Annotated in this window: 10 protein-coding genes; 3 read left to right on the top strand and 7 right to left on the bottom strand. The window is 63.5% G+C overall.

The window, feature by feature from the left end; all coding sequences use genetic code 11:
* Nucleotides 1–26: 26 nt before the first annotated feature.
* The 3 genes from DJ563_RS16520 to DJ563_RS16530 all read right to left on the bottom strand — a co-directional run bounded on the left by DJ563_RS16520 (nucleotide 27) and on the right by DJ563_RS16530 (nucleotide 4,032).
* Nucleotides 27–2,456 carry a TonB-dependent siderophore receptor gene (locus DJ563_RS16520; RefSeq protein WP_274099789.1) on the bottom strand — a complete coding sequence of 810 codons (2,430 nt, stop codon included), beginning with the start codon at nucleotides 2,454–2,456 and terminating at the stop codon, nucleotides 27–29.
* Nucleotides 2,457–2,563: 107 nt separating this feature from the next.
* Nucleotides 2,564–3,526 (bottom strand): FecR family protein, encoded by a 963-nt coding sequence (locus DJ563_RS16525; protein ID WP_434518042.1) that lies wholly within the window; start codon nucleotides 3,524–3,526, stop codon nucleotides 2,564–2,566.
* Between the two features lie 20 nt (nucleotides 3,527–3,546).
* Nucleotides 3,547–4,032, bottom strand: coding sequence for a sigma-70 family RNA polymerase sigma factor (locus DJ563_RS16530; protein ID WP_274099787.1), 486 nt, complete (start codon nucleotides 4,030–4,032; stop codon nucleotides 3,547–3,549).
* Between the two features lie 506 nt (nucleotides 4,033–4,538).
* Here DJ563_RS16530 and DJ563_RS16535 point away from each other — a divergent pair.
* Complete coding sequence (locus tag DJ563_RS16535) at nucleotides 4,539–5,702, top strand: type III PLP-dependent enzyme (protein WP_434518043.1); 1,164 nt, start codon at nucleotides 4,539–4,541, stop codon at nucleotides 5,700–5,702.
* A 153-nt stretch (nucleotides 5,703–5,855) separates the two neighbouring features.
* Here DJ563_RS16535 and DJ563_RS16540 read toward each other — a convergent pair whose 3' ends face one another.
* Complete coding sequence (locus DJ563_RS16540; protein ID WP_274100473.1) at nucleotides 5,856–6,605, bottom strand: tetratricopeptide repeat protein; 750 nt, start codon at nucleotides 6,603–6,605, stop codon at nucleotides 5,856–5,858.
* 3 nt (nucleotides 6,606–6,608) lie between these two features.
* Entirely contained in the window at nucleotides 6,609–7,289 is a 681-nt protein-coding gene (locus DJ563_RS16545; RefSeq protein ID WP_095064040.1) for a Fe2+-dependent dioxygenase, read from the bottom strand.
* 221 nt (nucleotides 7,290–7,510) lie between these two features.
* On the opposite strand from DJ563_RS16545, the gene DJ563_RS16550 reads away from it, so the two are divergent.
* Nucleotides 7,511–9,823, top strand: a complete 2,313-nt coding sequence (locus DJ563_RS16550) for a TonB-dependent receptor (protein WP_434518044.1) — start codon at nucleotides 7,511–7,513, stop codon at nucleotides 9,821–9,823.
* Between the two features lie 102 nt (nucleotides 9,824–9,925).
* Nucleotides 9,926–12,481, top strand: coding sequence for a PepSY domain-containing protein (locus DJ563_RS16555; RefSeq protein ID WP_434518045.1), 2,556 nt, complete (start codon nucleotides 9,926–9,928; stop codon nucleotides 12,479–12,481).
* A 97-nt stretch (nucleotides 12,482–12,578) separates the two neighbouring features.
* Here the strand turns inward: DJ563_RS16555 and DJ563_RS16560 are convergent, their stop codons facing one another.
* On the bottom strand, nucleotides 12,579–13,370 hold the full coding sequence (locus DJ563_RS16560) for an amidohydrolase (RefSeq protein ID WP_434518046.1): 792 nt from the start codon (nucleotides 13,368–13,370) through the stop codon (nucleotides 12,579–12,581).
* Nucleotides 13,358–14,506: a pyridoxal phosphate-dependent aminotransferase gene (locus DJ563_RS16565; protein ID WP_033701171.1), complete on the bottom strand. Its 1,149-nt coding sequence runs from the start codon at nucleotides 14,504–14,506 to the stop codon at nucleotides 13,358–13,360. The genes DJ563_RS16560 and DJ563_RS16565 overlap by 13 nt, the downstream gene beginning before the upstream one ends.
* Nucleotides 14,507–14,533 lie beyond the last annotated feature (27 nt).

Below are 14,533 nucleotides of genomic sequence, written 5' to 3' on the forward strand. Positions count from 1 at the left end.
TGCCCCGCGAATGGGACGACGCTGTATCAGAACCCTACACTGGCCTGCACATAAAAGGTCCGAGGCTCACCCACATAGAGGCCAGCATTGTTGTCGCTGGAGCGGGTGAAGTACTGCTTGTCGAACAGGTTCTTCACCCCCGCCGCCACCTTCAGGTTGGCCATCTGCGCCCCGAAGTCATACCCCCCACGGGCATGCCAGGTCACGTAACCCGGAATATCCCCATACTGCCCATCGGCACTCGGCTCGGTGATGTAGTCACCATTGAAGCTGCCATCACTATTGATCCCGGTGCCCGGTGCACGCTGCTTGGATTGGGCATAGGCGTCCAGGTTCCAGGTCCAGCGGTTGATCGCATAGCGCACGCCGGCAGTGGCCACCTGGCGTGAGTAGAACGGCAGGTCACGTCCCTTGAAGCCGGGAATCTCCCCCTCGTATGTGGCGCGGGTATAGGTGTAGCCGCCATTCACCGACAAGCCTTCGAGCCGCGGGTCCAGGCCGGCCAGGTCATAACGCACCGACGCTTCGATACCCTGGTGCTTGGTGGCGCCCAGGTTGGTCCAGCCGACATCGTTGCTGATGTACTGCAGCTCGTCATCGAAGTCGATGTAGAACGCTGTCAGTTCACCGGCGAAGCCGCCGTTGTCATAGCGCGTACCCACTTCATAAGTCTTGGCCTTTTCCGGTTCCAGCCCGTTGGCCGTGCTGTTGCCGGTACCGCCCTGGCCCAGCTGGAAGTACTGCAGGCTGCCGAACGAGGTCTCGTAGTTGGCGAACACCTTCCAGGCATCGGAGAGGTGGTACATCACGCTCAGTGCCGGCAGCGGTTCGTTGCTGGTGATGCTGCGCTTCTTCTCTGCCACCGGGCGGTTGTTGGCGTCCAGCACCGGGCGGTCGCGCCAGTCGGTGTTGATGTGCTCGAAGCGGATGCCTGGGGTGATGGTCCAGTTGCCGACGTCGATCTTGTCGTCGATGTAGTAGGCGCTGGCCTCGGTGCCGCCGCTACGGTCCTGGAACACATGGCCGTCAGAGGTCGGGGTGGGCGTCGGCACGTTGTCGATCAGCGCCAGGCGGGTCGACTGCTCGCGCATGGCCTCTTTCAGGTAGCGGTAACCCACACTGACTTCCTGGGTAGTGGGGCCGGCGAAGAAGATCCGCGACAGGCGCGGTTCGATGGCGAAGGTGTGGTAGTTGCGCGGGTACGACGACAGGGTCTTCATGTCACGCGAGGCGATGGCGCTGCCACGGAAGCTGTCGGTGTAGTAGGTCAGCACTTCGAACTGGGTAGCGTCGTCGAGCTGGCGCTGCCACTTGAACGACACATCCTTGCGCCGGCCGGCGAAGTAGTCGTAGTCGCGCAGCGACTGGTACGGGTTGCTGTCGTACTGGGCCTGGGTCAGGCCACCGGGCATGTCGGCACGGCCATCGTAGTAATGGAAGTTGAGCCAGAACTCGTCAACGTCAGTCGGGGCCCAGTGGGTCTTGAGGATCACGTCGTCGATGTCGTTGCCGTTGTTGCTCTCGCGGTAACCGTTGCCGTTCACCCCGGTGTACAGCAGCGCCACGCCCATGCCGTTGTCGGCGGTGCCGCCGACGAAGGCCGACTCGGTGTGCTTCCAGCCGCCATGCTGCGAGGTTTCCAGGGTGGTGGAAAGCTCAGCCGAGGCCTTCTCGGGGATCGCCCGGGTGACGAAGTTGATCACCCCGCCGACGTTCTGCGGGCCGTAGCGCACAGAGCCTGCGCCGCGCACCACGTCGATGCTGTCCAGGTTGCCCGAAGAGATCGGCGCCATCGACAGCTGCGGCTGGCCATAAGGGGCGAACGCCGCCGGGATGCCATCGATCAACACGGTCGAGCGGGGCGACAGCCGCGAGGTCAGGCCGCGCACGCCAACATTCAGCGACAGGTCGCTGCCACCGGTGCCGTTGGAGTCCTGCACCTGCACGCCAGGGATGCCGCGCAGCACGTCGCGAACGTTCATTGCACCCTGCTCGACCATGGCCTCGCGGCGCACCACGGTGCGCGCGCCGGGATGGTTCTGCACCACAGCCTGGTCGGCATCGCCCAGCCAGTCACCGACCACCTTGATGTCGGTGGGCGCCAGCTCCAGGCTACCGCTGCCCAGGTCGAGGGTGGTCGGCAGCGGCTTTACCACCACCGTGTCCTGGGCCATCTCGAAGGTCAGCCCGCTGCCTTGCAGCAACTGTTGCAGCGCCTGCACCGGCGCCAGGTTGCCGGACACCGCCGGGGCCTGTTTGCCGGCCACAAGCTCAGGGCTGTAGAACAGTTGCAGGTTGGTCTGCTGGCCCAATTGGCTCAGCGCCGAGGCCAGCGGTTGTGCCTGGATCTGGATTGCGCCGCCAGCCTGTTCGGCGTGGCTGTTGACGGCCACGGCACTGACCGCGAGGGCCAGCGCCAGGGCGCGAAAGCGTGGCAAGGATTTGTTGTTGTTCACGTCGTCAGACATCCTGAAGTGCGGGATAAACGCCAACCGCATGCAAATGTAAATGCTTGGCAGTTGCAGCTGGCGAGGAAGACGAACGAGCTCAAAAAAACCTGAATCTATTTCGCGATTATTTCGCGAGAGCCGTCTTCATGGGCTTTGATGGCCACCGGCAAGATGCTCGGCAAGGCCCGCAGCAGTGCATCGGTGTCGTCGGTGCTGAAGGTGCTTGAGAGGCGCATCTGTGCCACCTTGCCGGGGGCAACACGCAGCGGCTGGGTGCGGTAGCGGGAAACTTCGGCCACCACCTCGGCCAGGGTGGCGTTGTCGAACACCAGTTTGCCCTGGCGCCAGGCGGTCAGAGCAGCGGTATTGACCGCGTAGGGCGTTGCCACCTTGCCTTGTGCATCTATATGCGCGCCCAGGCCGGCCGTCAGTTGCGCCAGCGAAGCATCCCTGCCCTGCACGCGTACCGAGCCTTGCTCGACCACCACGCGGGTAGCGGCCGGGTCCAGCCGTACATCAAAGCGGGTGCCGGTGACGGTCACGCTGCCTTGGGCCGTGTCGACCACGAACGGTCGGCTGCTGTCGTGGGCGACGATGAACATCGCCTCACCGGCGTTCAGTTGAATGTGCCGCCGCCCCGCGCTGAAATCGACCTGCAACTGCGTACCGCCGTTGAGCGCCAGCTGCGAGCCGTCCGGCAGTTCGACCTGGCGGCGCTCACCGAAGGCAGTCTGTAACTGGTCCTGATGATTGAGGCGCTGGTACTGCCAGCCACTCCAGCCGAGCCCCAGGGCAACCACTGCCACACCGGCCGCCAAGGCCTGGCGCAGCAAACGCCGCCGAGGCAGCTGGCGCACGGGCTCTGGCGCGCACAGGGCATCGAGGCGCTGGCGCGGTATGAAGTCGGCGGCGCGCCAGAGGCTGGCGAGCTGCTGGTATTCTTCGCGATGGCGTGGGTCCGCCTCCAGCCACCCTTGCAAGCGGGCCAGCAGCTCGGCATCCCGCGGCGCATCCTGCACGCGGGCGAACCATTCGGCCGCCTGCTCGCGGACGCTATCGGTACCGTGCTGGTTCATCGAAAAGGTCTCCTGACTCATCATGCCGACACATCCAGGTGCTCACGCAGGTGTCGGAGGGTGCGGATCATATACTTTTCGACCATGTTCTTGCTCAAGCCCATGCGCTCGGCAATCTCGGCCTGGGTCAGGCCTTCGAGCTTCTGCCAGATGAACACCCGTCGGCAGTTGAGCGGCAACTCGGCCAGCGCCCGCTCGACACTGTCGGCCAGCTCCAGCGCGTGTACGTAGGCTTCAGGGTCACCACTGTGGCTGGCGCTTTCCTCAAAGGCCTCCAGCCCCATTGCCTGGCGCCGGTCTTCGCGGCGAAATCCGTCCACGGCAATGTTGCGGGCGGTCTGGTGCAGGTAGGCACGGGGTTGCTCGACCTGTTCGCGGGGGTTTTCCAGGACCCGTACGAAGGCATCATGAGTGAGGTCCTCGGCCTGCTGACGACTGCGCAGCTTGCGCGTCCAGGTGCCGATCAGCTCATGGTAGTGGTCGAGGAAGCCTTTGGGTCCGGACACGGTCGGGGTTCGTCAGGGAGGCAGAGAAGGGTGCGAATAGTAATGTTTCTCATCAAACACGGCAAATCCGTCAGTCGGTAACAAAAAATTTATACGGATTTCAGGCACTGCAGTGCCAGGAAAATGTGGCCATAAATATGAACACCTCAGGGCCATTCGCGGGTGAGCCCGCGCCCACAGGATTAGCGCAATCCCTACGGGAGCGGCTTCACCCGCAAAAGGGCCGAAACGGTCCATTCCACAATATTTAACGCTTCAACCATCCCAGGGAACATCTGCCGGTCACATGAGTCGGTTATTCAAATGGCAGGTCGTCGATCCGCGACGAACATGCCCGGATTGCCTGTTGATCTTGCATTCTTCACGCCCTAAAGTGCGCGCCGAACGTCCATGCTGGAAACGATCCATCCGGCTCAAGTACTGAGTAGGCGAACCAAAGTGGGGATACGGAGGACGTTCAGTTTGCAGCCACTTATCTTTTCAGTTTGCCCATGGAGTCCCTGAGCATGTCGATCCAGGTCGAAGACTATTTCGCGCGTGACACCTTCCAGAAAATGAAGGCGTTCGCCGACAAGCAAGAAACCCCGTTCGTACTCATCGATACCCAGATGATCAGCAAGGCCTACGACGACCTGCGCGCCGGTTTCGAATTCGCCAAGGTCTACTACGCAGTCAAGGCCAACCCGGCGGTCGAGATCATCGACCTGCTCAAAGACAAAGGCTCGAGCTTCGACATCGCCTCGATCTACGAGCTGGACAAAGTGATGGACCGTGGCGTCAACGCCGACCGCATCAGCTACGGCAACACCATCAAGAAATCCAAGGACATCCGCTACTTCTACGAGAAGGGCGTGCGCCTGTACGCCACCGACTCGGAAGCCGACCTGCGCAACATCGCCAAGGCCGCGCCGGGTTCCAAGGTTTACGTGCGTATCCTCACCGAAGGCTCCACCACTGCAGACTGGCCGCTGTCGCGTAAATTCGGCTGCCAGACCGACATGGCCATGGACCTGCTGATCCTCGCCCGCGATCTGGGCCTGGTGCCTTACGGCATTTCCTTCCACGTCGGTTCGCAGCAACGCGACATCAGCGTGTGGGACGCGGCCATCGCCAAGGTCAAGGTGATCTTCGAGCGCCTGAAGGAAGAAGACGGCATCGAGCTGAAACTGATCAACATGGGTGGCGGCTTCCCGGCCAACTACATCACCCGTACCAACAGCCTGGAAACCTACGCCGAAGAGATCATCCGCTTCCTGAAGGAAGACTTTGGTGACGACCTGCCGGAAATCATCCTCGAGCCAGGCCGTTCGCTGATCGCCAACGCCGGCATCCTGGTCAGCGAAGTCGTGCTGGTAGCGCGCAAGTCGCGTACTGCGGTCGAGCGTTGGGTGTACACCGACGTGGGCAAATTCTCCGGCCTGATCGAAACCATGGACGAGTCCATCAAGTTCCCGATCTGGACCGAGAAGAAAGGCGAGATGGAAGAAGTGGTCATCGCCGGCCCGACCTGCGACAGCGCCGACATCATGTACGAGCACTACAAGTACGGCCTGCCGCTGAACCTGGCGATCGGCGACCGCCTGTACTGGCTGTCGACCGGTGCTTACACCACCAGCTACAGCGCGGTGGAATTCAACGGCTTCCCGCCGCTGAAGGCCTACTACCTGTAATGAAGAACGGGGCCGAAAGGCCCCGTTTTCATGTGTGTGTCAATGCCGGCCTCTTCGCGGGACAAGCCCGCTCCCACCGGACCCTGCTGTGCCACAGGAACAGATAACCTGTGGGAGCGGGCTTGCCCCGCGAAGAGGCCGGCACTGTAGACATCATTCCCGACGCTGTTCGAGTTCCTCGGCGTATCCGGCAGCATACCCCACCAGCAACGGTCCAGCGCCCTGCAGAGTGGCCACTGCACTGCGCAGAAAATTCACATTCCCCTCAACCCGCGCACGCTCCAGCCAAGGCCCAGCCTCAGCCACCTGCCCACGTTCGACCAGTACCAGCGCCAGGCTGAACATGCCGCGAAAGTCCCCCGCCTCTGCCGAGCGCCGATACCAGCGCACCGCCCGCGCCGGGCTGGGCGCCGTGGCGATGCCTTGTTCCAGGTAACGCCCGTACAGGTTCATCGACTTGGCATGCCCAAGGTGCGCGGCCTTCTCGTAACAGAGCAATGCCTGGGCCTGGTTGGCTGGCACCCCTCGCCCGGTGGCCAGCAGGTTGCCCAGGTTGTAAAGGCCCCAGCCCAGCCCTGCGTCGGCTGCACGCGCATAGTGGATGGCCGCCTGCGAAAGGCTTACCTCACCCCCCCAGCCATGCTCCAGGCAACGCCCGAGCATGTTGTGCGCCATGGCACTGCCGGCCTGGGCGGCGATGCCGAACCAGCGCCGGGCCACACCGGCATCGGCTTCGATGCCACGCCCGTCGAGCAGAATCTGCCCCAGCAGCAACTGTGCCTCGACCGCCCCCTGCCCCGCTGCCGCCAGGATCGCCTGGGCAGCCTTGCCGGGGCTGTCTTCGAGCATGGCCTTGAGGCCTGCAACATCCACCACTTCTTCACGACGCAATTGGTATGACACGTCTCAGACCTCAGCCCAGCGGCGCAGCAGGTTGTGGTAGGTACCCGTCAACTGCAGCAGCGAAGGGTGCTCGGGCACATCGGCGGTGAGTTGCTGGATGGCATTGTCCATCTCGAACAACAGCGCCCGCTGGCTGTCTTCACGCACCAGGCTTTGCGTCCAGAAAAACGCAGCATAGCGCTGGCCGCGTGTCACCGGGTTGACCTTGTGCAGGCTGGTGCCGGGGTACAGCACCAGGTCGCCGGCCGCCAGCTTCACCTGCTGCACGCCATAGGTGTCCTGGATCACCAGTTCGCCGCCGTCATAACTGTCCGGGTCGCTGAGGAACAGCGTTGACGACAGGTCGGTACGCACCCGCTCCGCGCTGCCCTTGGGCTGGCGCAGGGCATTGTCGATGTGAAAGCCGAAGTTGCCGCCTTCGCGGTAGCAATTGATCAGCGGTGGAAAGACCTTGTGCGGCAGCGCTGCCGACATGAACCGCGGCGTGTTCCACAGGCGGTCGATCAATGCGCTGCCGAGCTCCTTGGCCAGCGGGTGGCCTTCAGGCAACTGCAGGTTGTGCTTGGCCTTGGCCGACTGATAACCCGCCGTGACCTTGCCATCGGCCCAGTCAGCCTGCTCCAGGGCCTCACGGATACGCGCGAGTTCGTCGGCATCGAACAGGCCGGGAATGTGAAGCAGCATGGCGGCGGCACCTGAGCAAATGTAAAGGCGTCAATGATATTGATTACCTTTTACACACCACAAGCCCCATTCGCCGCTTAAGACGTTTCAGCCGACGAAAACCGTAACGGCAAACTGTAAAGATTGTAAATTATTCACGAATGGTAACGACTCTCAATTGTTAGTCACAATTGCTTACATTAAGATCCGCCGCCTTATCACCTTGGGGAAGGTCCTTACCAATGCGTCACTACGTGCCATCTGCTGTGAGTTCGCCACGCCTGATCGTGACCGCCATCGGCGTCGCCATCACTGCCTCGACCGCCTACGCTGCCGAGCCTGCCGCCAACCGTGCCGTTACCCTTGATGCCACCAGCGTCAACGGCAAGGCCGAACAGGCCAGCACCGACTACAAGGTCGAGAAAGCCTCGTCGCAGAAGTACACCGCGCCGCTGGTCGATACACCGCGCTCGGTCACGGTGATCCCGCAGCAGGTCATCAAGGACACCAACGCCCTCAGCCTGCAGGACGCCCTGCGTACGGTACCTGGCATCACCTTTGGTGCCGGTGAAGGCGGCAACCCCCAGGGCGACCGCCCGTTCATCCGCGGCTTCGACGCCCAGGGCGATACCTACCTGGACGGCGTGCGTGATACCGGCGCGCAAACCCGTGAGATCTTCGCCATCGAGTCGGTGGAAGTGGCCAAGGGCCCGAACTCGGCCATCGGTGGCCGAGGCGCCGCAGGCGGCACCATCAACCTGGTGAGCAAGCGTGCGCACCTGGGCAACTCGCTGGACGGCGCCTGGACCTGGGGCAGTGACCAGACCCAACGCTACACCTTCGATGGCAACTACCAGTTCAGCGACACCGTCGCCGGTCGTCTCAACCTGATGACCCACGAGAGCAACGTCGCCGGCCGTGACAAGGTCAATTACGACCGCTGGGGCATCGCCCCGTCCCTGGCCTTCGGCCTGGGCACGCCGACCCGCGTCAACCTCGACTACTACCACCTGGAAAGCGACGACCTGCCGGATTCGGGCATCCCGTACACCATCCCGACGACGGGCAGCGGCGGGCGCACCTCGGCGCACCCGAGCAAGCCGAACGACGGTGGCGACAGCGACAACTTCTACGGCCTGACCGGCCGTGACTTGCGCAAGAGCCGGGTCGACATCGCCACCTTCGCGATCGAACACGACCTGACCGACTCGCTGACCGTCAAGAACACCCTGCGCCATGGCAACAGCATGCAGGACTACATCCTGACCCAGCCGGACGACAGCAAGGGCAACGTCAACAACGGCAGCGTCTGGCGCCGCGCCAACAGCCGTGTCGGCAACACCGCCACTACCACCAACCAGACTGACCTGTTTGGCGAGTTCTACCTGGGCGGCATGAAGAACAGCTTCTCCACTGGTATCGAGCTGAGCCGCGAAGAGAGCAAGCGTTCGTCCTACACCGTCGACACCGATACCGTGCCGGGCGGCAGCGCCAACAGCAACTGCACCCCAGGCATGATCGGCGCCAGCAGCGGTTACAACTGCACCTCGCTGAGCAACCCGAACCCGGACGACCCTTGGAACGGCAACATTGCGCGCAACTACGCGGGCACCGACACCAAGAGCAATACCCGCGCGCTCTACGTATTCGACACCCTGGAGCTGACGCCTGACTGGCTGCTGAACATGGGGCTGCGTTACGACCACTTCGACACCCAGTACCGCACTTACGATGCCGCCGGCGCTACCGTGGTGAACAGCAAGGGCGTTGCTTCCAAGGGCCGTGACACCAGCGAGTTCATCACCGGCCAGCTGGGCCTGGTCTGGAAACCGGCCGAAAACGGCAGCATCTATGTCTCCTACGCCACCTCCGCAACGCCACCCGGCGCAATGCTGGGTGAAGGCACCGAAGGCAACCCGCTGGGCAACACCAGCGACCGCGCCGGCAACCTGCTGAGCAGCGACATGGAGCCGGAAGAAACCACCAACTACGAGATCGGCACCAAGTGGGACCTGCTCGACCAGCGCCTGTCCCTGGCCGCCGCGCTGTTCCGCACCGAGAAGGAAAACGCCCGCGTGCAGGTGGATACCACCAGCTACGAAAACGTCGGCGAAACCCGCGTGCAGGGCATCGAGCTGTCGGCCAGCGGCAAGCTGACCGACAAGTGGCAGGTCTTCGCCGGTTACACCTACATGCAGGCCCGCCAGATCGACGGCGGCCCGCTGGGCAAGGCCAACGACGGCAACCAGCTGCCGAACACGCCGAACAACAGCGCCAGCCTGTGGACCACTTACGCGATCACGCCGAAGCTCACCGTCGGTGGCGGCGCGTTCTATGTGGATGACGTTTACGGCAGCGTGGCCAACACCACCATGGTCGACAGCTATGTACGTTACGACGCCATGGCGGCCTACAAGCTGACCAAGAACGTCGACCTGCAGCTGAACGTGCAGAACCTGACCAACGAGGTGTACTACGACAAGGCGTTCTCCACCCACTTCGCCAACCAGGCGGCGGGCCGGACCGCATTGTTGACCACCAGCGTCCACTTCTAAAGCAGCAACCCGGAGCCCCGTTCATTCCAGTGAGCGGGGCTTTTGCGTACCAAGGCATAATGCACGCCGCGCAGGTTGCGGCAGCACGACAAGGTGATCGATGTGGTGAAGAAGACGCTGTTCCAATTGCACTGGTTCTTTGGCATCACCGCTGGCCTGGTGCTGGCCTTGATGGGGATCACCGGGGCGATCTGGTCGTTTCAGGAAGAACTGCTGCGTGCGTTCAATGCCGATGTGCTGAAGGTCGAAGTGCGCCCCGAGGGCGTGCTGCCGCCCGCCGAACTGGTGCAGCGGGTCGAGGCTGCGAAAGGCGAGAAGGTGTCGATGCTGTGGGTCGACCTTCATCAGGGCAACGCAGCGCGTATCTTCTTCACCCCACCGCCGGGTCAGCGCCGCGGCGAGCTGCGCTATGCCGACCCGTACACCGGCGAGCTCAAGGGCGACGTGGCCGGGCAGGACTTCTTCAACCTGATGCTCAACCTGCACCGTTTCCTGGCCATGGGCGACAGTGGCCGGCAGATCACCGGCGCCTGCACCCTGATGCTGATCTTCTTCTGCCTCTCCGGCCTGTACCTGCGCTGGCCGCGCAAGGCGCTCAACTGGCGGGTCTGGCTGACCTTCGACTGGGCCAAGAAAGGCCGCGCCTTCAACTGGGACCTGCACGCCGTGGCCGGTACCTGGTGCCTGCTGTTCTATCTGTTGTTCGCCCTCACCGGCCTGTTCTGGTCCTATGAATGGTATCGCCAAGGCCTGAACTCGCTGCTGGCCGACGCGCCGGCAGCAGGCCAGCAGCAAAAACGCGGCGAAGGCCGTGGCCGCCATGGGCCACAGAAGGTCGACAAGAACGCACCACCGCTGGTGGTCGACTACGACGCCATCTGGGCCAGCCTCAAGGCTGCCGCAGGCCCGGGCCTGGCCGCCTACAACTTGCGCCTGCCACCGGCAGGTGGGCAACCGGCCAACCTGTTCTTCCTGCGGGACAACGCTGCGCACCCGCGCGCCTTCGACACCCTGGTGCTGGACCCGGCCACCGGCCAGGTGAAAAACCACGACCGCTACGCCGACAAATCCTTCAAGGCGCAGTTGCTGCAGAGCGTTTACGCCCTGCACGTGGGCGAGTACTTCGGCCTGCCAGGGCGCATCATCGTCACCGTCGCCAGCCTGACCATGCCGCTGTTCTTCGTGACGGGTTGGCTGCTGTACCTCGACCGCCGCCGCAAGAAGCGCCAGGTGCGCGCCGCCCGCGGCAGCGTCGACAGCGTCAACGCCGGCAGCGACAGCTGGTTGGTCAGCTTCGCCAGCCAAAGCGGCTTTGCCGAACAGCTGGCCTGGCAGAGTGCCGGGCAGTTGCAGGCTGCAGGCCTGCCGGTGCAGGTCCGCGCCTTGGCCGAACTGGGCGAGGATGACTTGCGCCAAGCTCGCCGTGCACTGTTCGTGGTCAGTACGTTTGGCGACGGGGAAGCCCCTGACAGCGCCCGCGCGTTCGAACGCAAGGTGCTTGGCCAGCCCTGGGCGCTGAACAACCTCAACTACGCAGTGCTCGCCTTGGGCGACCGTCAGTATCCGCACTTCTGCGGTTTCGCCCGGCGCCTGCAGGCCTGGTTGGCTGAGCGCGGCGCCAGCACTGCGTTCAGCCCGGTAGAGGTGGACAGCGCCGACCCGGCGGCCCTGCAGCAATGGCAGCAGGCACTGGCGCAACTGACCGGCGCTCAGCCAGTAACGGCCTGGCAGCCAGCAAGCTTCGGCAACTGGACACTGGTGCAACGCGCACTGATGAACCCGGGCAGCCAAGGCCAGCCGGTTTACCTGATCGGCCTGCGTGCCGAAGCGCCCGCCAGCTGGCAGGCTGGTGACCTGGTGGAAATCTTGCCGCGCAATGGTCAGCCGCGGGTCGATGCCTTCCTCCACGGCCTGGGCCGGAATGCCGACACGACCGTGCAGCTCGACGGCCTGAGCGAAACCTTGGGTCAGGCGCTGGCCAGCCGCCAGCTGCCGAGCCGGCGCGATCACCTGGTGGGGCTGCACGCCCAGGCGCTGGTCGATGCGCTGGTACCGATCGGCACGCGTGAATACTCCATCGCCTCGATCGCCAGTGACGGTGTGCTGGAGTTGATCGTGCGCCAGGAACGTCACCCCGATGACACCCTCGGCCTGGGTTCCGGTTGGCTGACCGAGTACCTGCCGGTGGATGGCGCGCTTGGCTTGCGCCTTCGCCGCAATAGTGGCTTCCACCTGCCCGCGTCGCCGGTGCCGATGATTCTGATCGGCAACGGTACCGGGCTGGCAGGTCTGCGCAGCTTGATCAAGGCACGCATCAACGCGGGCGAGCAGCGCAACTGGCTGTTGTTCGGGGAGCGTAACCGGGCCCACGACCTGCTATGCGGTGATGAGCTGCAAGGCTGGCTGGGCAGCGGTGACCTGGCGCGCTTGGACCTCGCGTTTTCGCGGGATCAGGCAGAGAAGGTGTATGTGCAGGATGTGTTGCTGCAGCAGGCCGAAGCGGTCAAGCGCTGGGTCGCCGACGGGGCCTGTGTGTATGTCTGTGGCAGCCTGCAAGGGATGGCTGCCGGTGTTGATGCCGCGCTGAAGGGCATTCTCGGAGAAACGTTGGTCGAGCAATTGATCGAAGAGGGGCGCTATCGGCGGGATGTGTACTGATCACTGCCACAACTGATACAGCCCGTCTTTGTGTAGGAGCGGCCTTGCCGGGGCGCCGGACCGGCAAGGCCGCTCCTACACAAGGGCCGGTGCTGACTCAGTGAAGCTCGAAAGTATCAGCATCCAGGTTAGCCGGGAACTTGCTGCGGTAAGCCGCCAGCTCCGCCGCCCGCAACACCACCGTGAATACCCCGTCCGCCTCGCCCGCGCTGAGCAGGCTCTCGCCCTGGAAGTCCAGCACCTGGCTGTCACCCGAATAAGCGAAGCCCTTGCCATCGGTGCCCACGCGGTTCACCGCCGCCACATAACACAGGTTCTCGATGCCGCGGGCCGGCAGCAGGCGGTTCCAGTGCTGGCGGCGCGCGGCCGGCCAGTTGGCGGTATACAGCAACAGGTCGGTGTCCTGGGCATCGCGGCTCCACACCGGGAAACGCAGGTCGTAGCAGATCAGTGGGCGCACCCGCCAGCCCTTGATCTCGAACTGCACCTGGCGTTCGCCCGGGGTGTAGTACTTGTGCTCACCGGCCATGCGGAACAGGTGGCGCTTGTCATAGTGCAGGATCTCGCCATCCGGCCGTGCCCAAAGCAAGCGGTTGCGGTGGCTGCCATCGGCGGCCTGGATGATCACGCTGCCGGTGACCACTGCGTCGATCCGCTTGGCCTGGGCCTTGAGCCATTTGTAGGTGGGGCCGTTCTCAGGCTCGGCCAGGCGTTGCGACTCCATGGAAAACCCAGTGGTGAACATCTCGGGCAGGATCACCAGGTCGACATCACCTGCCTGGTCGAGCAATACCTCGAAATGCGCATAGTTGGCCTCGCGGTCATGCCAGGCCAAGGTGGTTTGCACCAGAGCGATTTTCAGGTTGGGCAGTGCACTCAGATCGCGCATAGTTTTTCCGCTGCTTGACGCAGCGTCTCCTCACGTTTGGCAAAGCACAGGCGCACCAGGCGTTGCTCGGGGATAGGTTGCTGGTAGAACACCGACACCGGAATGGTCGCCACGCCATGCTCACGGGTCAGCCACAGCGCCATGTCGACGTCGTTCAGGTCCGGGCGGATCTGCGAATAGTCCACCAGTTGGAAGTAGGTGCCCGCCGCGCGGCGGAAACTGAAGCGCGAACCCGCCAGCAAGTCGCAGAACAGGTCGCGCTTGGCCTGGTAGAAGCCGGGCAGTTGGTCGAGGTGCTCGGGGTGCTCGGCCATGAAGTCCGCGAGCGCGCACTGCAAAGGCGTCACCCCGCAGAAGTTGACGTACTGGTGCACCTTGCGCAGCTCTGCACTCAGGGCCGCTGGCGCAATCACGTAGCCGGTCTTCCACCCCGTCACATGGTAGGTCTTGCCGAACGAACTGACCACGAAGGCACGGCTATACAGCTCGGCATGGGCCAGCACGCTGGCGTGGCCTACACCGTCGTAGACCAGGTGTTCGTAGACTTCATCACTGACCAGGTAGATATCGCGCTCGGCAATCAGCCGCGCCAACTGGTCCAGGTCTTCTCGGGTGATCAGCGCGCCGCTGGGGTTGTGCGGCGAATTGAGGATGACCATGCGTGTGCGCGGGCTCAGGGCATCGCTGAACTTCTGCCAGTCGATGCGGAAGTCGCCGTCACTGAGCTGTACATGCACGCAACGACCGCCGGCCAGCTCTACGGAAGGTTCATAGCTGTCGTAACAAGGGTCGAAGACGATCACCTCGTCACCGCTGTGGATCACCGCCTGAATGGCGCAGAAGATCGCCTCGGTGGCACCGGGGGTGATGGTCACTTCCTGATCGGCATCGACCTTGGCCCCATACAGGCGCTCGACCTTGGCCGCTACCTGCTGGCGCAGGGCCGGCAGGCCGGTCATCGGCGCGTACTGATTATGCCCGGCGGCCACATGCCGGCCCACTGCATCGAGCAGGGCCTGCGGGCCATTGAAGTCGGGGAAACCCTGGGAGAGGTTGAGCGCACCGGTCTGCACGGCGAGCTGGGACATGGTAGTGAAGATGGTCGTGCCGACATTCGGCAGTTTGCTGCGGATCATGGAGCCCTCTTTCCTGGGGACTGAGAG

Origin of the sequence: Pseudomonas sp. NFX1, assembly GCF_051123555.1 — a bacterium.
Classification (GTDB): domain Bacteria; phylum Pseudomonadota; class Gammaproteobacteria; order Pseudomonadales; family Pseudomonadaceae; genus Aquipseudomonas; species Aquipseudomonas capeferrum.

Bases quoted from the DNA above. Each gene is read 5' to 3' on its own strand.
- DJ563_RS16525 (WP_434518042.1), bottom strand. From the start codon at position 3,526: ATGAACCAGCACGGTACCGATAGCGTCCGCGAGCAGGCGGCCGAATGG.
- DJ563_RS16535 (WP_434518043.1), top strand. From the start codon at position 4,539: ATGTCGATCCAGGTCGAAGACTATTTCGCGCGTGACACCTTCCAGAAA.
- DJ563_RS16545 (WP_095064040.1), bottom strand. From the start codon at position 7,289: ATGCTGCTTCACATTCCCGGCCTGTTCGATGCCGACGAACTCGCGCGT.
- DJ563_RS16550 (WP_434518044.1), top strand. From the start codon at position 7,511: ATGCGTCACTACGTGCCATCTGCTGTGAGTTCGCCACGCCTGATCGTG.
- DJ563_RS16560 (WP_434518046.1), bottom strand. From the start codon at position 13,370: ATGCGCGATCTGAGTGCACTGCCCAACCTGAAAATCGCTCTGGTGCAA.
- DJ563_RS16565 (WP_033701171.1), bottom strand. From the start codon at position 14,506: ATGATCCGCAGCAAACTGCCGAATGTCGGCACGACCATCTTCACTACC.